The 19672-nt window shown below is 71.9% G+C and carries 17 protein-coding genes; 15 read left to right on the top strand and 2 right to left on the bottom strand.

Annotated features, from left to right (window positions below; translation table 11 throughout):
* Window positions 1–10 precede the first annotated feature (10 nt).
* The 7 genes from AB0J55_RS13575 to groL are packed head-to-tail and all read left to right on the top strand — an operon-like array spanning window position 11 to window position 7067.
* Window positions 11–1039, top strand: a complete 1029-nt coding sequence (locus tag AB0J55_RS13575; RefSeq protein WP_364247308.1) for a 2Fe-2S iron-sulfur cluster binding domain-containing protein — start codon at window positions 11–13, stop codon at window positions 1037–1039.
* Window positions 1040–1046: 7 nt separating this feature from the next.
* Window positions 1047–2216, top strand: coding sequence for a toluene hydroxylase (locus tag AB0J55_RS13570; protein ID WP_364247301.1), 1170 nt, complete (start codon window positions 1047–1049; stop codon window positions 2214–2216).
* Entirely contained in the window at window positions 2213–2584 is a 372-nt protein-coding gene (gene mimD / locus AB0J55_RS13565) for a propane 2-monooxygenase effector subunit MimD (protein WP_364247296.1), read from the top strand. The genes AB0J55_RS13570 and mimD overlap by 4 nt, the downstream gene beginning before the upstream one ends.
* A gap of 35 nt (window positions 2585–2619) precedes the next feature.
* The gene (locus tag AB0J55_RS13560) at window positions 2620–3657 is read left to right on the top strand and encodes an amidohydrolase family protein (protein WP_364247293.1); all 1038 of its coding nucleotides are present in this window, start codon (window positions 2620–2622) and stop codon (window positions 3655–3657) included.
* Complete coding sequence (locus AB0J55_RS13555; RefSeq protein WP_364247289.1) at window positions 3654–4343, top strand: iron-sulfur cluster assembly protein; 690 nt, start codon at window positions 3654–3656, stop codon at window positions 4341–4343. Before AB0J55_RS13560 ends, AB0J55_RS13555 begins: the two co-directional genes overlap by 4 nt.
* A complete protein-coding gene (locus AB0J55_RS13550; protein ID WP_364247281.1) occupies window positions 4340–5365 on the top strand; it encodes an NAD(P)-dependent alcohol dehydrogenase in 1026 nt (341 codons plus the stop codon). The genes AB0J55_RS13555 and AB0J55_RS13550 overlap by 4 nt, the downstream gene beginning before the upstream one ends.
* Window positions 5366–5375: 10 nt before the next feature.
* Window positions 5376–7067, top strand: a complete 1692-nt coding sequence (gene groL, locus AB0J55_RS13545; RefSeq protein WP_364247274.1) for a chaperonin GroEL — start codon at window positions 5376–5378, stop codon at window positions 7065–7067.
* 59 nt (window positions 7068–7126) lie between these two features.
* Here the strand turns inward: groL and AB0J55_RS13540 are convergent, their stop codons facing one another.
* Window positions 7127–7726: a hypothetical protein gene (locus AB0J55_RS13540; RefSeq protein WP_364247268.1), complete on the bottom strand. Its 600-nt coding sequence runs from the start codon at window positions 7724–7726 to the stop codon at window positions 7127–7129.
* A gap of 112 nt (window positions 7727–7838) precedes the next feature.
* Between AB0J55_RS13540 and AB0J55_RS13535 the strand changes: the two genes are divergently transcribed.
* Together AB0J55_RS13535 and AB0J55_RS13530 are read left to right on the top strand one after the other, a co-directional pair.
* A complete protein-coding gene (locus AB0J55_RS13535) occupies window positions 7839–8498 on the top strand; it encodes a GNAT family N-acetyltransferase (protein ID WP_364247261.1) in 660 nt (219 codons plus the stop codon).
* On the top strand, window positions 8440–8949 hold the full coding sequence (locus AB0J55_RS13530; protein WP_364248181.1) for a TetR/AcrR family transcriptional regulator: 510 nt from the start codon (window positions 8440–8442) through the stop codon (window positions 8947–8949). The genes AB0J55_RS13535 and AB0J55_RS13530 overlap by 59 nt, the downstream gene beginning before the upstream one ends.
* On the opposite strand, the gene AB0J55_RS13525 is transcribed toward AB0J55_RS13530, so the two are convergent.
* On the bottom strand, window positions 8946–10076 hold the full coding sequence (locus AB0J55_RS13525) for an epoxide hydrolase family protein (RefSeq protein ID WP_364247254.1): 1131 nt from the start codon (window positions 10074–10076) through the stop codon (window positions 8946–8948). The two genes, AB0J55_RS13530 and AB0J55_RS13525, sit on opposite strands and share 4 nt — an antisense overlap.
* A 218-nt stretch (window positions 10077–10294) precedes the next feature.
* Between AB0J55_RS13525 and AB0J55_RS13520 the strand changes: the two genes are divergently transcribed.
* The 6 genes from AB0J55_RS13520 to AB0J55_RS13495 are packed head-to-tail and all read left to right on the top strand — an operon-like array spanning window position 10295 to window position 19606.
* Window positions 10295–11137 (top strand): ESX secretion-associated protein EspG, encoded by an 843-nt coding sequence (locus tag AB0J55_RS13520; RefSeq protein WP_364247250.1) that lies wholly within the window; start codon window positions 10295–10297, stop codon window positions 11135–11137.
* Between the two features lie 14 nt (window positions 11138–11151).
* Complete coding sequence (locus tag AB0J55_RS13515) at window positions 11152–11622, top strand: hypothetical protein (protein WP_364247244.1); 471 nt, start codon at window positions 11152–11154, stop codon at window positions 11620–11622.
* 8 nt (window positions 11623–11630) lie between these two features.
* Complete coding sequence (locus AB0J55_RS13510; RefSeq protein WP_364247241.1) at window positions 11631–13661, top strand: hypothetical protein; 2031 nt, start codon at window positions 11631–11633, stop codon at window positions 13659–13661.
* 4 nt (window positions 13662–13665) lie between these two features.
* Window positions 13666–14013 (top strand): type VII secretion target, encoded by a 348-nt coding sequence (locus AB0J55_RS13505; protein ID WP_364247237.1) that lies wholly within the window; start codon window positions 13666–13668, stop codon window positions 14011–14013.
* The gene (locus AB0J55_RS13500) at window positions 14010–14555 is read left to right on the top strand and encodes a YbaB/EbfC family nucleoid-associated protein (protein ID WP_364247234.1); all 546 of its coding nucleotides are present in this window, start codon (window positions 14010–14012) and stop codon (window positions 14553–14555) included. The genes AB0J55_RS13505 and AB0J55_RS13500 overlap by 4 nt, the downstream gene beginning before the upstream one ends.
* Entirely contained in the window at window positions 14549–19606 is a 5058-nt protein-coding gene (locus AB0J55_RS13495; protein WP_364247231.1) for an RHS repeat-associated core domain-containing protein, read from the top strand. The genes AB0J55_RS13500 and AB0J55_RS13495 overlap by 7 nt, the downstream gene beginning before the upstream one ends.
* The last annotated feature ends 66 nt before the right edge of the window (window positions 19607–19672 follow it).

Raw genomic sequence — 19672 nt, 5'->3', positions numbered from 1 at the left:
AGGGCCCGGCATGGCGGAAAAGCACCGCGTCCGGTTCGAGCCGGTCGGGATCGAGATCGACGTCGCCGAGGACCAGACGATCCTGCGGGCCGCCGCCGAGCAGGGCGTCATGCTCATGCACGGCTGCAAGGAAGGGCAGTGCGCGGCCTGCAAGTCGTTCCTCCTCGACGGCGACGACGTCGAACACGACCGGTACTCGACCTTCGCGCTCCCCGACTACGAAAAGGAGGAAGGCTTCACGCTGCTGTGCCGGGCCCACGCCTACGAAGACCTGACGATCGAGCTGCTCAACTACGACGAGGAGATGATCCAGTCCGGCCTGCCGATCCAGGAGGCCGAGGTCGAGGTCGTCGCGAACGACCCGGTCACGCACGACCTGCGCCACCTGGTGGTCCGGCTGGACGGTGACCTCAAGTTCTTTCCCGGGCAGTACCTGGACTTCGCGGTCCCGGGCACCGAGGAGACGCGGTCGTTCTCGATGGCCAACACCTCGGCCCGGGACGGGCTCCTGGAGTTCGTCATCAAGATCTACCCCGACGGGCTGTTCTCCCGGTTCCTGGCCGCCGGAGTCGCGGTCGGCGACCGGATCCGGGTGACCGGCCCGTTCGGGGTGTTCACCCTCCGGGACAACCCCGGCGCGGACCTCGTCTTCGTCGGGGGCGGGGCCGGGATGGCGCCGATCCTGTCGCTCCTGCGTTCGATGGCCGAGCGCGGGATCGACCGGAAGGCGACCTTCTACTACGGCGCCCGCCGACGGCGTGACCTCTGCTTCGAGGACGAACTGCGGGCGCTGGACGAGAAGCTGCCGAACTTCCGTTACGTGCCTGCGCTTTCCGAGCCGGGTGACGACGACTGGACCGGCGAAACCGGCTTCGTCACCGACGTCCTGCGCCGGGCCGGCGCCGACCTGACCGGCGCGGACGCCTACGTCTGCGGGCCGCCGCCGATGGTCGAGGCCGCGCTGGAGCTGCTGCCCGCGCTCGGCGTCGACGGCAAGCGCGTCTTCTACGACAAGTTCACCACCACGGGCGAAGGGTAAGGAACCCATGACAGCCACCCAAGAACGCAGCGTGCCCAAGCCGACGTTCACCGACGCCGAGGCGGGCGCCAAGGTCTTCCCGGACTCCACCGCCCGCCGGTACAACTACTTCACCCCGGCCAAGCGCAAGCAGAGCCACTACGAGGACGTCACCGTCGAGGTCCAGCCCGACCCGCGGCACTACCTGTCCCAGGGCTGGCTCTACGCCTTCGCCGACGGCCAGGGCGGCTACCCGCTGGAGTGGACCGCCCTGAAGGCGTGGGGCTCGGACCGGCCGCTGCCCGAGCGTGGCCCGGGCTCCGGCGGGAAGGGCTACGACTGGCCCGCGCACGGCTGGCACGAGTTCCGCGACCCCAACGAGGAGTGGGAACTCACGCTCTACCGCTACAACGCGAACGTCGTGCGCCAGCTGAACCAGAACATCGACGCCGCGCGCCAGGCCAAGGCGTTCGAGCAGTGGAACCGCAACTGGGTCGACTTCGTCGCCAAGCACGTCGGCGCGTGGATGCACGTCGACCACGGCCTGGGGTTGTACTTGTTCGCCAACGCCAACCGCCGCGCCCCGACGAACATGCACAACAACGCGATCTCGGTGAACAGCATGCACCGGATCCGCGCGGCGCAGGACCTGGCGCTGTACAACCTCACGCTCACCGAGGAGATCGAGGGCTTCGACGGCACGGCCCACCTGTCCACGTGGAACGAAGACCCGGCGTGGCAGGGCGTGCGGGAGACCGCCGAGCAGCTGACCGGGATCTGGGACTGGGCCGAAGCGATCTTCGCCGCGAACGTCGTCTTCGAGCCCCTCGTGGGCGAGTTGTTCCGCAGCAACCTGGTCCAGCAGGCCGCACCCGCGAACGGCGACTTCGTCACCCCGACGCTGATCGGCGCCGAGGAGTTCGACTTCTCCGAACGCGACCTCCGCTACACGAAACCGCTGTTCCACCTGCTGATCAACGACAAGGAGTTCGCCGGCCACAACAAGGCGCTGCTGCAGAAGTGGCTCGAGGACTGGGTGCCGCGGTGCATCGCCGCCGCCCGCACGCTGCAGCCGCTGTGGTCGCAGCCCGACGCCAAGCCGATCCGGTTCGAGGACGGTCTCGACCGCGTGAAGAGCCGGTTCGCCGGAATCCTGTCCGAACTGGGCCTCAAGGCACCCGAGGAGCTGGGCCAGTGACTGTCTTCAAGACCGCGGAAAGCCCGTTCAAGGCCGACAACACCGCGTCCAACATGTGCGGGTTCACCCTGATGAACAACCAGGTCGGCGCGATCGTCGCCGAGGTGATGGGCACGAAGGACAACGTCACCATCACGCCTTTGCCCTCGATGATCCGGGTCGACGCCGTCGGCCGGATGGAGGTCGTCTACGCCGAGGTCGACGAGGCCGCCGGCGAAGAGGAGGGCTGGTTCAACGCCGCCGAGTTCGAGGAGAGCATGTCCACCCACTACGGGCGGATGATCCACGAAGACGACCGCACGATCATGTTCGCCAACCCCGAGGACGCGGCGGAGTACCTCGACTTCGACCTCAAGCCCATCAAGTAGCTGAAGGCACTCGATCCCGCTCAGGAGGATCAACCATGTACGAAAAAGACGGCGAAAAATACTTCGTGGTGGACGCCCACACCCACTTCTGGGACGCGAGCCCGGAGAACTGGGTGGAGGGCCAGGAGGAATACGCCAAGGGCTGGATCGAGTGCTTCCACGCCTACCAGGGGCTCGGCCCGAAGGAGACGCACTGGCCGCTCGACCGGTTCCAGAAGTACTCCGAGGAACTGATGATGCACGACCTGTTCGAGGTGGGGCACGTCGACAGGGCCATCTTCCAGCCGACCAACCTGCGGCAGTGGTACAAGACGGGCTTCAACACCACCGAGAACGACGGCGCGCTGGCCGAAAAGCACCCCGACAAGTTCCTCGTCAACACCACCTTCGACCCGCGTGAAGGCGACGAGGGCATGAAGGCGTTCTCCGAACGCGTCAAGCGCTACAACTGCAAGGGCGTCAAACTCTACACGGCCGAGTGGCGGGGTGACTCCCGCGGCTGGAGCCTGAAGGATCCGGAAGCCGCGCGCTACCTGGAGAAGTGCGAGGAACTCGGCGTCAAGAACGTCCACATCCACAAGGGACCGACGATCTGGCCCCTCGACAAGGACGCCTTCGACGTGTCCGATGTGGACTACGCGGCGACGAACTTCCAGGGCCTCAACTTCATCGTCGAGCACGTCGGCCTGCCGCGCATCGAGGACTTCTGCTTCATGGCCACCCAGGAGCGCAACGTCTACGCGGGGCTCGCCGTCGTGGTCGGCGGCCTGATGCACGCCCGGCCGAAGTTCTTCGCCAAGGTCATGGGCGAGCTGATGTTCTGGCTCGGCGAAGACAAGCTGATCTTCGGCGCGGACTACGCCATCTGGGAACCGAAGTGGCAGGTCGAGGGCTTCGTCGACTGGAACATGCCGTCCGACGACGAGCTGTCGGACTTCCCGCCGCTGACCGTCGACCAGAAGAAGAAGATCCTCGGCCTGAACGCTGCCCGGCTGTACGACATCGACGTCCCGGAGGAACTGAAGCTCGCGAATCCGAAGGACGTCGAGCCCGTCGGCGTGCCGAACCCGTGACCGCCGTGGTGACCGGGGCCCGCGCCGCCGTGTGGGCGGCGCTGGGCACCGTCCGGGATCCCGAACTGGACGAACCCCTCACCGATCTCGGGTTCGTGGCCCGCTGCGAGGTGAGCGACGCGGGCCACGCCGTCGTCCGGCTGCGGCTGCCGACGTACTTCTGCGCGCCGAACTTCGCGTTCCTGATGGTCGCGGACGCCTACGACGCCGTCGCCGGGGTGCCGGGCCTGACCGGCCTGGACATCCGGCTCGACGACCACTTCGCGTCCGACGTCATCAACCGCGGGGTGGCCGCGCGGCGGGGGTTCGTGGCGTCGTTCGACGGCGAGGCCGCCGACGAGCTCGACACGCTGCGGTACGACTTCGTCCGCAAGGCCGTGCTGGCCGGCACCGACCGCGTCTGCCGGTCCCTGGGCCGCGATCCGGCGTCGCTGACCCTCGGCGACGTCCCGCGGGGCCCCGATCTGGACCGGCTCCGCGCCCGCCGTCGCGAGCTCGGCCTGCCCGCCGAGGACGGCGACCCGCTGCTGCTCGACCCGGCTACCGGTACGACCCCAGCCGACGCGAAGCGGTATCTCGCTTTTGCGCGGCTGACCCGCACGAGCATGGAGGCCAATTCGGGCGTCTGCCGCGGCATGCTGCGCGCACGGTACTCGCTCGACGCAGAAGAGGAGGGCACGGGATGAAGGCCGTGCGGCTGCACAAGTACCACCAGCACCCGGTGATCGAGGACGTCCCGGAGCCGCGCGCCACCGGCCCCTTCGACGTCGTGGTGAAGATCGGCGGCGCCGGCGTCTGCCGCACCGACCTGCACATCATCGAGGAGCAGTGGGCCGAGAAGTCCGGCGTCGAGCTGCCGTACACGATCGGCCACGAGAACGCCGGCTGGGTGCACGAGGTCGGCCCGGCGGTGACGAACGTCGAGGTCGGCGACACGGTCATCCTGCACCCGACGCCGACGTGCGGGCTGTGCCACGCCTGCCGCGCGGGCGACGACATGCACTGCCCGAACGGGAGTTTCCCGGGCATCAGCAGCGACGGCGGGATGGCGGAGTACCTGCTGACGTCGGCGCGGGCGTGCATCAAGCTCGATCCCTCGACGCAACCGGAAGACGTCGCCGCGCTGGCGGACGCGGGCATCACCGCCTACCACGCGGTGCGCAAGGCCGTCCCGCAGCTGTACCCGGGCACGACGTGCGTGGTCAACGGCGCCGGCGGCCTCGGGCACATCGGCATCCAGTCGCTGCGCGCGCTGACCGCCGCCCGCGTGATCGTGGTCGACCGCAACGCCGACGCCCTCGAACTGGCGTCGACCCTGGGCGCCGACGAGACCGTGCTCGCCGACGGCAAGCAGGTCGAAGCCGTGCTCGACCTGACCGGCGGCAACGGCGCCGAGGTCGTGCTCGACTTCGTCGCCGAGCAGGGCGCCCAGCAGGACGCCTTCGCGATGACCCGGCGCGCCGGGTCGCACTTCGTCATCGGCTACGGCTCGAACATCGAGATCCCGACGATCGACATCATCTCCACCGAACGCAACATCATCGGCAACCTCGTGGGCACCTACAACGACCTGGCCGAGCTGATGGTGCTGGCCCAGGCCGGGAAGGTCACGCTCCACACGAAGAAGTACCCCCTGGACGCGGCGCTGGACGCGCTGGCCGACCTCGACGCCGGGCGCGTGCGCGGCCGCGCGATCCTCACCCCCTAGGAGCAGCCAGATGGCGAAGGAACTGCGGTTCGGCCCGGACGCCCGCGACCTGCTGCTGGCGGGCGTCGACAAGCTGGCCGAGGCGGTCAAGTCCACGCTGGGGCCCAAGGGCCGCAACGTGATCATCGAGAAGATCACCGGCTCGCCGGTGGTCACCAACGACGGCGTCACCATCGCCCGCGAAATCCACCTGAAGAACCAGTTCGAGAACATGGGCGCGCAGCTGGTCAAGGAAGCGGCGATCAAGACCAACGACGTCGTCGGCGACGGCACCACCACGGCCACCGTGCTCGCCCAGGCGATCGTCCGCGAAGGCATGCGGGCCATCTCGGCCGGCGGCAACCCGGTGCTCGTCAAACGCGGGATCGACCACGCCGTCGGGCTTCTGGTGGCGCACCTGGAGAAGCAGGCGCACCCGGTGGTGTCCGAACAGGACTACGCGCGGGTCGCGGCGATCTCGGCCAACGACGACGACGCCGTCGGCGCGGTGATCGCCAAGGCCCTGCACACCGTCGGCGACGGCGGGGTGGTGACGGTCGAGGAGTCGCCGTCGATCGGGATGAGCGTCGAGTTCGTCGAAGGGTTCGAGTTCGACAACGGCTACCTCTCGCCGTACCTGGTCACCGACCCGGGCCGGCTGGAAGCGGTGCTCGACGACCCGTACATCCTCATGTGCGCGGAGAAGATCACCAAGGTGCAGCAGCTGATGCCGTTGCTGGACAAGGTGATGCGGGCGCCGAGGCCACTGGTGGTGATCGGCGAGACGGTCGAGGGCACGGCGCTGTCCATGCTGGTGCACAACCACATGAACGGCACGTTCCAGTCGGTCGCGGTCCGCGCGCCCGGCTTCGGCGACCGGCGGCTGCACAAGCTGGAGGACCTCGCCGCCATCGTCGGCGGCGCGGTGCTGTCGCGGCAGTCCGGGTTCACGATGGAGACGATGACGCTGGAGCACCTCGGCCGCGCCAAGCAGGTCCGGGTCACCGAGAACCGCACGACGATCGTGGGCGGCGCGGGTTCTTCAGCCGCGGTCGATTTCCGGGTCGGGCAGCTGCGGGCGGAGCTGGAGCGCGCGCAGTTCGGCGTCGACGAGGACGTCCTGACCGAACGGATCGGCGCCCTGACCGGCAAGGTCGCGGTGGTGCGGGTCGGCGCGGCGACGCCGGCCGAGCTCAAGGAACTGCAGCACCGGGTGGAGGACGCCCTGTCGGCGACCCGGGCGGCGATGGCCGAGGGCATCGTGGCCGGCGGGGGAGCGGCGCTACTGCACGCCGAGAAGGCCCTGGAAGACCTGGGTCTTTCGGGGGACCAGGCGATCGGCGTCGAGATCGTCCGGCGGGCCCTGGCCGAACCGGCGTTCCTCATCGCGCACAACGCGGGCCACCCGGCGCACGAGATCGTCGCGCGCACCCGCGAACTCGGCGCCGACGAAGGGTTCGACGCCCTGCACGACCGCTACGGCGACATGATCGCCCTCGGCGTCGTGGACCCGCTGCGAGTGTGCCGGTCCGCCGTCCAGAACGGGGCCTCGGTCGCGGGTCTGCTGCTCACGACGAACTCGCTGATCGCCGAGGAGCAGACCCCGTGGGGCGGCAGCCCGGCCCTGATGACCGAGTTCGGGCCCCTGGACGAGGGGCTGCACCAGCCCTCGCCCGACGCGAGCACCCCGCAGTCCCTCGGGATGGGCCCCTCCGTCGGCTGAGCCGGCGGAGTGCGGAGGTCTCCCCGCCGGTGTCCTGAGCCCCGGCGGGGACCTCCGGCTCACCGGGCCAGGCCGTGGCGGGCCAGCTCGTGCCCGGCGAGCTTCTCGATGACGTCCCGGTCCCGTTCCCGCCACCCGGTGGCCACCTCGCCCGCCGAAGTCAGCCGGTGCAGCGGTTGCGTCACCAGGGCGCGCAGGGCCAGCAGGTCCAGGCCTTCGTCGCCGAGGGCCCGCAGCCGGGCGGCCGCCGTGGCCCGGCGCGTGAAGTGCCACCGCAGCGGCAACCACGTCACCAGCAGCGTCAGCACCGGCAGGGCGATGATGATCGCCGCCAGCCACCAGGCCAGGTTTTCGACGGCCTCGATCTGCCAGTGGCCCGCGTCCGTGAGCTTGGTGCCGACGTCCGAACCGCCGTGCAGGGCCTTGGCCAGTGCGTCCCCGACGAGCGGGATCCGGTCGGCGGAGTTCGCGGCGGAGTCGAAGGTGCCGCGCAGGCCGGTGCCGGCGTCGACCAGGCCGTCGCCGGGCGCCCGCAGCTTCATGACCTGGTCGTACACCGAGGTCCCCAGCCACACCGCGAGGACGACGAGCAGCACGGCCAGGAGATCGCTGACGAGCTGGGCGGTGCGGCGGACCGGCCGTTCGGCGTAGAGCTGCATCGGGGGCGCCTTTCGCGGTGGGGGAGCGCGGCCACGGCAACGTACCCGCGGCCCGTCCGGCCGAACCGCGCGGTCGTTCTATGACGGCGGTCATAGTGTGTTCGGCCCCGGAATGTGGTCTCCTGTGACTATGACCACTGTCATAGAGGCCGGGGACCGCGCCGGTGTGGCCGCCCTCGTCGCGGCGTGCTCGCCGGACAGTCTCCGGAGCCGGTTCATGATGGGCGGCCCCGCGGAACCGGCTGACGTCTTCCGGCGCTATCAGCGGTTCCTGCTCGCCGGGCCGCCGGCCGGGGTCGCACTGCTCGCCTGGCGCGGCGGCACTCCGGTGGGGCTGCTCAACTTCGTGTCGGAGACGCCGGGGGAGGCCGAGGTCGGGATCCTGGTCGCCGACGCGTGGCAGCGGCAGGGCATCGGCAGCGCGCTGAGCCGGTGGCTGTGGGCGTCGGGGCGCTGGCCGGGCTGGACCGTGCGCGCCACCGTGCAGGCCGGGAACACCGGCGTCGAGGCCCTGCTGCGGAGCCAGGGTTTCCGGCCGGTGCCGGCGTACGAGCGCGGTGAACGGGACTTCGCGCTGGTCGTGCCGGAGCGGGTTACCATGACGGACGTCATGAAGGAGGCAGCCGATGACGAGGACGCCGCGCGAGCGGATGGTGCTCAGCGCCGCGCAGCTGGTGCGGATCCACGGTGTCGGGGCGACCGGCATGCGGGACGTGGTCGCCCACGCCGAAGCGCCCCGGGGATCCCTGCAGCACTACTTCCCGGGCGGTAAGGACCAGCTGATCGCCGAAGCTGTCACCTGGGCCGGCGACTACGCCGCCCGCCGCGTCGCACGCATGGCCGCGAAGCTGGCGGATCCGACGCCCGGCCAGCTGTTCGCGGCGATGGCGGCACAGTGGCGTGACGAGTTCACGACGTCCGGCTTCGACGCCGGCTGCCCGTTGGTCGCGACGGTCGCCGACACGGCCGCGACGAGCGACAGCCTGCGCGAAGCGGTCGGCAAGGCGTTCGACGGCTGGCAGCGCCCGGTCGCGGCCACCCTCGAGGAGTTCGGGGTGCCGCCGGCCCGCAGCACGTCGCTGGCCGTGCTGATGCTCAGCGCGCTGGAGGGCGCGATCGTCCTGGCGCGGGCGCACCGGGACGTCGCTCCGCTCGACACGGTGGTCGCGGAACTGCGGCCGCTGCTCGACGGCGCCGTGGGCAAACGCCGCCGCCGGGCCTAAAGCTCGCGGAAGAACTCCCGGATGTCGCGGACGAGCACGTCCGGCGCCTGCAGGGACGCGAAGTGCCCGCCGGTGTCGTACTCGGACCAGCGCGTGACGGTGTTGGACAGTGCGGCCAGCCCGCGGAGGGCGTGGTCACCCCGGAAGTTCGCGACGGCGGTCGGCACGCCGGAGGGTGCCGGTCGCTCACCCCAGCCGTCCCGGGCTGCTTCCCGGTAGAGCCGCGCGGCCGAGCCGGCGGTGCCGGTGAGCCAGAAGATCGTGACGTTCGTCAGGATCGCGTCCCGGTCCACGGGGGTCTGGTCCGTGGTGGTGGGATCCCAGCCGACGAACCATTCGAGGTTCCACGCGAGCTGGCCGGCGGGGGAGTCGTTGAGCGCGTAGGCGAGGGTCTGCGGACGGGTGGCCATCTGCGTGGCGTAGCCGGAGTGGGCGTACCACCAGGCCCGGTTCTCCTCCGCTCGCTTGCGGTCCTCTTCGGACAGTCTTTCGGTGTCACCGGGTGCGGTCGGGACGCCGGCGTTCGCCACGGCGTTCACGTGCACCCCGATGACCGCTTCCGGCGCGATGCGGCCGAGTTCGGGGGAGACGATGCTGCCGAAGTCGCCGCCTTGGGCGCCGTAGCGTTCGTAACCGAGCCGTCGCATCAGCTCGGCCCAGGCCCGGGCGGTCCGCCGCGTGTTCCAGCCGGGTTCGGTGGTGGGGCCGGAGAAGGCGAACCCGGGCACGGACGGCGCGACGACGTGGAAGGCGTCGGCCGGGTCGCCGCCGTGGGCGCGCGGGTCGGTGAGGGGGCCGAGGACGTGCCGGAAGTCGGCGACCGTGCTGGGCCAGCCGTGCGTGATGATCAGGGGGGTGGCGCCGGGTTCGGGGGAGCGGACGTGGAGGAAGTGGATCCGCTGGCCGTCTATCGTGGTGGTGAACTGGGGGAGCGCGTTGAGGCGGGCCTCCTCGGCGCGCCAGTCGAAGTCGTTCTGCCAGTGGGCGACCAGGTCGGCCAGGTAGGTCTGGTTGACGCCGTAGGTCCAGCCCACGTGGGGGAGTTCGCCGGGCCAGCGGGTGTGGGCGAGGCGGTGGCGGAGGTCGTCGAGGTCTTCTCGGGGGACCTCGATGCGGAAGGGTTCCATGGGGGCCAGGCTGGCCCGGATATAGGACTGATCTCGTCCTGGATGCCCGGTCTCCGGATCTCCACCCGTCCGAGTGACAACCCCTTTGCCCCGCCAGTCCCGGAGATCGTGGTCTTTCGGGCATCGGGGTGGCGGTCCCGGCGCCGCCTGCTCAGGCACTGATACTGTTCGTGGAGAACTTGCTTGAAGGCTTGACGAAAAGGATCCGGCGAGGGGAAATGGCGGAGCGGTTCGAGTTCGTCCTCGAGGTCTTCGAAGCCCTCGTTGTCGGCCGGGCGACCGGGGGCGATGTGCAGCGTTACCCCCTGCGGGCCGGTCACCTGCCCAGTGATCCCGTGCGGTTCGTGCGGGTGGCCCGGCAGGTCTACGACGCCCTTGAAGAACGGCGGCTTTCCGTCTCCGGTGAACTCCACCCCGGGGTCCGGACCGCCTTCGAGCTGCTCGCCGAGCCCCGCGTGTCGGTGGCCGTCAGCGGGATCGACGGGCTCGGGGCCGACGTGGCCGTCCTCGTCGTCACCGACGGGGCGCAGGCGCTCGGGATCACCCAGGCTCCCGACACCGATGACCTGCTGTTCTCGCTCTTCGCCGACGAGGACCTCGTCGAGGTGGTCACCGGGGTGCTCCCGCCGGCTCCGGCCGCCACCACCGGGCGGCACGTCGTGCACCGGGCCGCCGGGCGGGAGGTGTCGGCGATGACCGCCAAGCGGATCGCCGAGGCCGAATTCGACGAGGAAGAGACCGACGCCTTCGGGATGATCGAGGTCAAGGCCGTCGTCCGGCCCGGACGGCGGCCCCCGGCGCCCAAACCCGCCGATGTCGCCGTGCTGGAACGGGTGCTGGCCGAACCCCGGCTCGGGGGCGGGCACATCGCCGTCACCGCGCAGGGACGGCGGGGGGAGCGGCTGGCCGGTGAGCCGCTGAGCTGGCTCGACACCGCCGACGGCCGCTACCTCGTGCACACCCGGACCGGCGAAGCCGGGGAGCTGACCGCCGAATACGTGCCGGCCGGGCGGGCCGATCTCGCGCGGGCCATCCGCGACGCGATCGCGGCCGTCTACTGATCGGGGAGGACCAGATGACGACGGAAGAGACCGCGGCGACGGTCCAGGCTGTCCAGGCCACCATGCAGCTGCAGGCCGCCACGACCCCCGAGACGAAGGCCGTGGCCGCGCTCCGGGTCGGGCTCGCAGGGGCCCAGCTGAAGCGGCTCGCCCAGAGCGGTGGCTTCGCCATCGACGACACCACCGGCAACCAGCTGATCGAGGCGCTCGAAGGCGTGCTCGAGTCGCTCGAGGCGCGGTGGGCCGCGCTGCAGCGGCTGCACGACGCCCCGGCCATGAGCCGGACCGCCACCGGGCAGTGGGTCTCCGCGCACATGGTGAGCACCGCCGCCGACGAGAACGGGCTGGTCACCCAGCTGCAGGCCGCGCGGCAGGAGTTCCCGACCTACATCGAAGCCATCAAGCTGGCGAAGAAGAACTACAAGTCCCGGGAAGAGACGACGCAGCAGACGTTGACCTCGCTCCCGACCGCCGACCAGAGCTGAGGGAGACCGTGGCACCCACCGCCGAGTCCGTCTCGGACCCGTCGTCGCCGGACTACGACCCGCGCAGTCCGCTCTACGACGTGACCGCCGATTCGTCGTCGAAGTACTACGTCGGGCCGCTGACCACGGACCAGTCGCCGTCGGGCGACCAGATCCGCGAGATGGCCACCAGGCAGATCGACGACGAGATCCGGCGCGGCTGGCTCGGGCCGGTCGTCGACCCGGTGCTGCGCGACAAGAAGATCCAGGAGCTCTACCAGCAGCACCTCGACGACGCCAAGCACGGCCTCGACGAGGGGCTCACCATGCGCGAGACCGGCGGGGCGCCGCGCACGCTGTGGAACAACGCCAGCCACGAGCAGATGAACGAAGCCATCACGCTGGACGCCAACCCGGCGACCGTCGCGGAAACTTCGGAGGAATGGGTGCGCGTCGGCAACGACCTCGGCACCCACCAGAAAACCCTCGCCGACGCGATCAACGCCAGCACCAGCAACTGGCAGGGCGGCGCCGGCGACGCCGTCCGCGAGCACCTCGCCGGGGTCGGCAAGTGGCTGGGCGCGACCGCGCAGGGCGCCACCCTCGCCGGCCGGCAGCAGGAGATCCACTCCCAGGCGCTCAACGAGACCCAGCGGCAGATGGCCGCCAACCCGCCGGTGCAGTTCGACCTGCAGTCGACCAACCAGCGCCTGATGTCGATGACCGACCCGGTGCAGTACGCGGCCGCCGCGGGCGAGGCCATGCAGACCTACCGGGCGCAGCAGGCCGCGCGGGAGCACGCCGCGCAGATCATGACGCAGTACGACGAGACCATCGGCGCCGCGGTCGCCACGCCGCGGTTCCCGGCCCCGCCGAAGCTGCCGACGGCCACCGCGACCAGGCAGAGCGTGGCCGCGGGCGGCGGCGCCGGGGCGGGCACCGACGCGCAGCCGCTGTTGGCGCGGACCGCGATGGACCGCGTGACCCCGCAGACCCCGGCCGACGTGAACGCGGCGGCCCTGGACGGCACCGGTGCGGGCGCCGGCGGTGCGGGCGCCGGCGGCGCGGGCGGGGCCGGTATCCCCGGCGGCGGCGCGGGCAGCGGGGCCGGCTTCTCCGGCAGCGGCATCCCGGGCGACGGCAGCGGTTCCGGCATCCCGGGTTCCGGTGGTTCCGGCAGCGGGTTCCCGGGCAGCGGCATCCCCGGCAGCGGCTTCTCCGGCGCCGGCATCCCCGGCGGCGGCAGTGGCGGCGCGGGCGGCGGTGGCGGTGCGGGCTTCACCCCGCCGAACTTCGACGCCCCCGGCGGCCCCTCCGGCGGCAACTTCAGCGGCGCCGGGATCCCCGGCTCGTCACTGCCGCACTTCGACGACTCGACGACGTCGTCCGGTTTCACCCCGTCCGGCATCCCGGGCGGCGGGGGCACCGGCGGCGGCAGCGGGTTCACGCCGCCGACGATCCCGAACATCCCGGACGTCTCCGGCGGCGGTGGCACCGTCCGCGGCGGCGGCCCGATCCCCGGGTTCACCCCGCCCGGCATCGACCCGATCACCGGCCTGCCCACCGGCACCGGCCCCGGGGGCATCCCCGGTGGCGGCACCGGGACCGGCAAGATGCCGACCATCGGGCGCCTCGGCGGGATCAACGGCGAAAGCATCGCGAGCCGGCTCGGTGGCATCGGCGGCGGTGGTGGCGCCGGGGGCGGGTCCCTCGGCGGGATCGGCGGCGGCGGTGGCGGTGCGGCCGGTGGCGGTGCGGCCGGTGGGGGCGTGCGCGGCACCGGCGCGGGCAGCCTGAGCGGCGGTGCCGCCTCCGGCGCGGCCGCGGAAGCCGAAGCGGCGGCGGCGCGCAACGCGATGTCGGGCCGTGGCGCACCCGGTGCGGCCGGGTCCCCGGGCATGGGCGGCATGGGTGCCGGTGCCCGCGGCGGCAAGAAGGACGACGACAAGGAACACAAGTCGGCCGACTACCTCGAGAGCGACGACCCGAACTTCTTCGCCGGAGAGCAGGTCGTGGCACCGCCGGTGATCGGCGACTGGAAGAACCAGGATTGGAAGTGAGCACATGACGGCCGCCGGCTTCGAGGTCGAACCGGACGACTTGGTCGCGCACGCGAGCCACGTCGAGAGCCTGGTCGAACGGCTCACCACGGCCTCGCAGGCGGCCGACACGGCGATGTCCGACCACGCCTACGGGCTGCTTTGCGCGTTCCTGCCGCCGATCATCCGGCCGACGAACGAGAAGGCGAAGGAGTCGCTGACGGCGTCGGCCGAAGGCGTGCGCGGGCTGGCCGACAACGTCAGGACCGCCGCACAGTCCTACCGGGAGGGCGAGGAAGGCAACGCGCAGCCGTTCGAACGTCAGCTCGCGGCGTCGTCGCCCCGCGCGGTGGAAGCGAGGACGAACGCATGACCGGCCCGAACGGCCTGGGGGACCTGATCCGGGACCCCGACGAGGCGATCCGCCGGATGGACGACTGGGCGGCCGGGTTCGCGGCGAAGGCGCAGCGGTACCAGGCGGCGCAGGAGCAGACCGAGCGGCTGCGGCTGACCGCGACCAGCTCCGACGGCGCGGTCAGCGTCACCGTCGGCGCGGACGGCACCGTCACGGACCTGACGTTCTCGAACAAGGTCAAGTCGTTCCCGCTCGAAGAGCTGTCGCGGCAGATCCTGACGACGATGCGGCGGGCGCAGGCCGGTATCGCCGACAAAGTCGCCGGGGTGATGGCCGAGCAGCTCGGCGACGAGGACCGCGAGACGCGGGGAGCGCTGCTGGACAACCTGCGCGGCCGCTTCCCGAACCCGGACGAACCGGACGAGCAGCCGCCCGTGCCGCCGGCTCCGGTGCCGCCGTCCCCGGCGGGTGGCGCGGCGGCCCCGCCCGCCCCCGGTACCCCCCAGGCGCCGCCGCGGCGGCGCACCGACTCCGACGATGAGGACAACAATCCGTGGTGAACCCGTTGGTCGCCGAGACCAAGGATTCCACGAAGGCGTATTCGGGTGTTTCGCTGCTGGAGTCGGCGAACGACCTGAAGTCGGCCATCGAAAGCGGCGACTGGGCGTCGGTGGCCCTCGGCGCGGTCGGGACGGCCCTGGACGCGCTGTCGATGGCGATGGATCCGTTCGGCGCGATCCTGGCGGCCGGCGTGGGGTGGCTGATCGAGCACGTCGGCCCGCTGAAGGAGGCCCTCAACGGCCTGACCGGCAACGCCGACGAAATCGCCGCGCAGTCGGAGACGTGGAAGAACGTCGCGACCGAGCTGGGCAGTGTCGGCGAGGATCTGACCGGGATGGTCAAGTCCGACACCGTCTCCTGGACCGGGAACGCGGCGGACACCTACCGGCAGCGGGCGCAGGACACGGTGACGCTGCTGGAGACCGCGCAGAAGGGCTGCGAAGGCGCTTCCAGCGGGGTCAAGACCGCCGGCGAGGTCGTCGCGGCGGTGCGGGCGCTGGTCCGCGACATCATCGCGGAGCTGGTCGGGCACCTGATCAGCTGGGCCCTGCAGGTCGTGTTCACCCTGGGCATCGGGATGACGTGGGTCGTCCCGCAGGTGATCAACGCGGTGGCGAAGACCGCGTCGAAGATCGCCGATCTGGTGAAGCGGCTGGTGACGGCGTTGAAGGCGCTGATCCCGCTGCTCAAGCGGGCCGGTGACCTGTTCGCGGACGCGGCGAAGGCGTTGAAGAACATCAAGCCGGGCAAGGCCGCGCCGCCGCCGAAGCACGCCGACATCAAGAGCGGCCCGAAGGACATCGGCGGCCCGAAGGGCAAGGGCGGCCCGGACGCGCCCCCGCCGAAGACCGACCCGCCACCGAAGGGCGGCGGCGACGGCAACACGACTCCGTCGGGCGCGCACGGCGACGGCAACACCACGCCCTCCGGGGCCAAGGGCGGCCCGGACACGCCGCCGAAGACGGACCCGCCGCCCGTCTCGAAGGGACCGGACGAGACCCCGAAGGCCCCGGACCCGACGCCGCCCCCGGCGTCGAAGGGCCCGGGCGGCGGCACCACGCCGTCCGGGGCGGGCAAGGGACCCCAGGCCCCGCCGAAGATCAAGGACAGCAACCCGAAGCCGGACGAGCACACGACCCCCGCCACGGACCGGTCGCTGTGCGGCGACCCGATCGACGTCGCCACCGGAGCCGTGCTGCTCGAGCAGACGGACGTCGAGCTGCCCGGTGCGCTGCCGCTGGAGTTCGGCCGGACGCACCTGTCGAGCTACCGCGCGGGCCGCAGCTTCGGTCCCACTTGGACGTCCACAGTGGACGAACGGATCGAGGTGGAGCCGGACGGCCTGCACCTCGCCCTGTCCGACGGGACGATCCTGCGTTACCCGGTGCCCCGCGGCATCGAGCCCGTGCTGCCCGAGCACGGCCCGTACCTGGCGCTGCGCCGGGTGCGCCACGGCTTCGTCGTCGGTGCCCCGCAGCACGACCGGATGCGCTACTTCGCCGCCAAGCCCGGGGAGACCACCCTGCCGCTGCGCGCGCTCGTCGACGGCGCGGGCAACCGGGTCGTCGTCCGGCACCGCGACGGCGTGCCCGTGGGGATCGAGCACTCCGGCGGGTACCGCCTCGAACTCGACTCCTCCGACGGGCTGATCACCGCCGTGCGCGTGGCGGGGGAGCCCGTCCCGCTGGCCGAATACCGCTACGACGAGCGCCGGCGGCTGGTCGAGGTCACCGACGCGGCCGGGACCCCGCAACGGTTCACCTACGACGCCGACGGCCGGATCGTCCGCTGGGAGGACGTCAACGGCCGCTGGTACGGCTACCAGTACGACTCCGAAGGCCGGTGCGTGCAGGCCCGCGGCGCCGAGGGCTACCTCGACGCCACGCTGTCCTACGAGCCCGGGCTGACCACGGTCACCGACTCGCTCGGCGCCGTCACCCGCTACCGCCTCGACGAGCGGCTGCGGGTGATCGGCCGCACCGACCCGCTCGGCGGCACCACCAGCACCGAACTGGACCGCTTCGGCCGGGAGATCGCGCGCACCGACGAGCTCGGGCACGTCACCCGCTGGGAGCGGGACGCGGCGGGCAACGTGACCACCGTGGTCCGCGCCGACGGCACCCGGATGGTCACCGAGTACGACGAGGGTGGCCGCCCCGTCTCGGTCACCGGGCCCGACGGCGCCGTCTGGCGCTACGAGCACGACGAGCGCGGCCGCCTGGTCCGCGACATCGACCCGACCGGGGCCGCGACGAGCTACACCTACGACGAGGCCACCGGCACGATGGCCACGGTGACCGACGCCCTCGGCGGCGTCACCCGGTTCGAGGCGAACGCGGCCGGGCTGCCGGTCGCGATCACCGCGCCGGACGGTGCGGTGACCCGCTACACCTACGACTCGCTCGGCCGGCTCGCGAGCGTCACCGATCCCACCGGCGCGACGACCCGCACGGTCCACAACGCGGCCGGCGACCTGGTCGAGCAGGTGGACCCGGACGGCGCCGTGCACCGCTTCGGGTCGACGGCGGTGGGGCACACCGACGAGCGGACCGACCCGCGCGGCGGCGTCAGCCGGATCGCCTACGCCCAGTTCGACCTGCCGGTCAGCGAGCAGCGCCCGGACGGCGGCGTCCTGCGTTACGGCTACGACACCGAGCTGCGGCTGACGTCGGTGACCAACGAGGCCGGGCTGGTCTGGCGCTACGAGTACGACCCGGCGGGCCGGCTCGTCCGCGAGGTCGACTACAACGGCCGGTCCCTGCACTACGCCTACGACGCCGCGGGGCGGCTGGTCCTGCGCGGCAACGGCGCGGGGCAGACGATCGCGCTGGAGCGGGACGCCCTCGGGCGGGTGGTCCGGCGCCGCAGCGGCGACGAGGTCGCCGAATTCGCCTACGACGCGGCCGACCGCGTCGTCCTGGCCCGCAACGCGCACAGCGAGCTCCGGTTCGCCTACGACGCGCTGGGGCGGGTGGTCAGCGAGTCGGTGAACGGCCGGGCCGTGCTGTCGGCCTACGACGCGCTCGGCCGCCGGACCCACCGGCGCACCCCGACCGGTGCGGAAGCGGTGTTCGCCTACGACGCGCGCGGCCGCGCCACGTCCCTGGCCACCGGCGGCCGCACGCTGCAGTTCGGCTACGACGCCGCCGGTCACGAGACCGCGCGCCGGCTGGTCACCCGGTACGGCGTGGCCGCCGAGCTGCACCAGGCGTGGACCCCGGCCGGCCAGCTCGCGGTCCAGACCGTGCGGCGCGGCGAGGCCACCGTGCAGCGCCGCGAATACGGCTACCTGCCCGACGGGTACCTGGCCACGGTCACCGACCTGATTTCCGGGCCCCGCACGCTCGAGGTCGGTCCCTCCGGCCGGGTGCTGGCCGTCCGCGGCGCCCGCTGGCAGGAGAGCTACGGCTACGACCCGGCGGGCGCGATCACCGCGGCCGACTGGCCGGGCGCGCCGGAGGCGAGCGGCCCGCGCAGTTACCAGGGCACGCTGCTGACCGCGGCCGGCGCGACCCGCTACACCCACGACGCCGAAGGCCGCGTCGTGGCGCGGGAGCGGGGTGGCCGGCGCTGGGAGTACCGCTGGAGCGCGGAAAACCGGCTCACCGCCGTCCGCACGCCCGAAGGGGTGATCTGGCAGTACCGCTACGACGCCGTGGGCCGCCGGATCGCCAAGCAGCGGCTGGACGCGGCCGGTTCCGTCGCCGAGCAGGTCGAGTTCTCCTGGGACGGCACCCTGCTCGCCGAACAGGTCCACGGCGTGCCCGGCGGGCCGCTCGTGGCCACCGTCTGGGACTGGGCGCCGGACGCCGAGCGCCCGCTCGCGCAGACCGAACGCGTGCTCGGCGACGGCACCGACCGGTTCCACGCCGTGCTGACCGACCTCGTCGGCTCGCCGGCGGAACTGCTGGACGAAACCGGCGCGCTGGCCGGGCACCAGCACACGGCCCTGTGGGGCGCGCTGGTCAACGCGGGCGGCCACGCGGGCACGCCGCTGCGGTTCCCCGGCCAGTACCACGACGCGGAAACCGGGCTGCACTACAACCTGCACCGCTACTACGACCCGGAAACCGGGCGGTTCGTCTCGCACGACCCGCTCGGGCTGGCCCCGGACCCGGACTCGCTGGCCTACGTCGGCAACCCGACGGCGTCGATCGACCCGCTCGGCCTGGGCAAGGTGACCCCGTGCGCCGCGTCGGGCTCGGGCGGCGGTGGCGGCGGAGGCAAGAAGCCGGACCGCTTCCACCCGTACAGCAAGCCGAACTCGGCTCCGAACAAGGGCAAGCGCCGGGCGCACAAGTACCCCGAAGGCAGCTACGGCGACAAGGACTTCGAGCGCAAGCGGCTCGAGGACAAGTTCGGCTCCAAGATCGACGGCAACAAGACCCACCAGTCCGAGCACACCGCGGGCTTCGACGTGCTGAACGACAACGGCGCCCCCGGCAAGGTGCCCCGCAAGGAGGGCCGGGACCTCGAGAACAACGCGTGGGCGTACTACGAGGAACACGGTGCCCACCGCAACCACCCCGGCACCGGCACCAGCCACGCCACGCACGATTCGGGCTGGAACGCGCCGACCTACCGGCGTGACCAGCGGGCCGCGATCGAGAACAACGACCCCAACACCGCGGTCCAGCTCAACCAGCTCGGGTACGCGCACCAGCCGGGCTTCCAGGGCAACCACGCCGATCCGGTGATCCGGAACCGGATGGACATGGCCGACGACTCGTACCACCGGATGGTGAACGACGTCCACGCCGGCGGCGAAGGGATGCGGTACAACCCGCGGCCCGGTGCGGCGGTGCCGGACGGGGGCGCGACGGTGCCGGGCACCAACCACGTCACGACCCGCCCGCTGAGCGACGCCGACGCCTTCGAACTGCACGAAGCCCGCAACGCGGCCCGCACCGGCAACTGGCCCGGCGACGACGCCTGGCAGCGGTACTACCCGGACCCCACACCGGAAGACTGGGCGCGGCTGGAACGGGGCGACTTCGACCCGCCGCAGCTGCCGCCGATCAAGCCGGGCAGCCCGATGAACCTCGACTGAGGCGCCCCGGCGCCCGCGTCACGACCCCTGAGCAGTCCTTTCGGGGTCTCGACAGCGGGCGCCCGG

This window comes from Amycolatopsis sp. NPDC049688 (assembly GCF_040674975.1).
Taxonomy (GTDB): domain Bacteria; phylum Actinomycetota; class Actinomycetes; order Mycobacteriales; family Pseudonocardiaceae; genus Amycolatopsis.
Note: the sequence above shows the minus strand (reverse complement) of the source record. Positions and strands in the feature narration are given on the sequence as shown.

What these genes read in the sequence shown, in the direction of transcription:
- AB0J55_RS13520 (WP_364247250.1), top strand. Translation starts at nt 10,295, where the DNA reads ATGGCGGAGCGGTTCGAGTTCGTCCTCGAGGTCTTCGAAGCCCTCGTT.
- AB0J55_RS13500 (WP_364247234.1), top strand. Translation starts at nt 14,010, where the DNA reads ATGACCGGCCCGAACGGCCTGGGGGACCTGATCCGGGACCCCGACGAG.
- AB0J55_RS13560 (WP_364247293.1), top strand. Translation starts at nt 2,620, where the DNA reads ATGTACGAAAAAGACGGCGAAAAATACTTCGTGGTGGACGCCCACACC.
- AB0J55_RS13535 (WP_364247261.1), top strand. Translation starts at nt 7,839, where the DNA reads ATGTGGTCTCCTGTGACTATGACCACTGTCATAGAGGCCGGGGACCGC.
- AB0J55_RS13525 (WP_364247254.1), bottom strand. Translation starts at nt 10,076, where the DNA reads ATGGAACCCTTCCGCATCGAGGTCCCCCGAGAAGACCTCGACGACCTC.
- AB0J55_RS13575 (WP_364247308.1), top strand. Translation starts at nt 11, where the DNA reads ATGGCGGAAAAGCACCGCGTCCGGTTCGAGCCGGTCGGGATCGAGATC.
- groL (WP_364247274.1), top strand. Translation starts at nt 5,376, where the DNA reads ATGGCGAAGGAACTGCGGTTCGGCCCGGACGCCCGCGACCTGCTGCTG.
- AB0J55_RS13540 (WP_364247268.1), bottom strand. Translation starts at nt 7,726, where the DNA reads ATGCAGCTCTACGCCGAACGGCCGGTCCGCCGCACCGCCCAGCTCGTC.
- AB0J55_RS13515 (WP_364247244.1), top strand. Translation starts at nt 11,152, where the DNA reads ATGACGACGGAAGAGACCGCGGCGACGGTCCAGGCTGTCCAGGCCACC.
- AB0J55_RS13550 (WP_364247281.1), top strand. Translation starts at nt 4,340, where the DNA reads ATGAAGGCCGTGCGGCTGCACAAGTACCACCAGCACCCGGTGATCGAG.
- AB0J55_RS13570 (WP_364247301.1), top strand. Translation starts at nt 1,047, where the DNA reads ATGACAGCCACCCAAGAACGCAGCGTGCCCAAGCCGACGTTCACCGAC.
- AB0J55_RS13505 (WP_364247237.1), top strand. Translation starts at nt 13,666, where the DNA reads ATGACGGCCGCCGGCTTCGAGGTCGAACCGGACGACTTGGTCGCGCAC.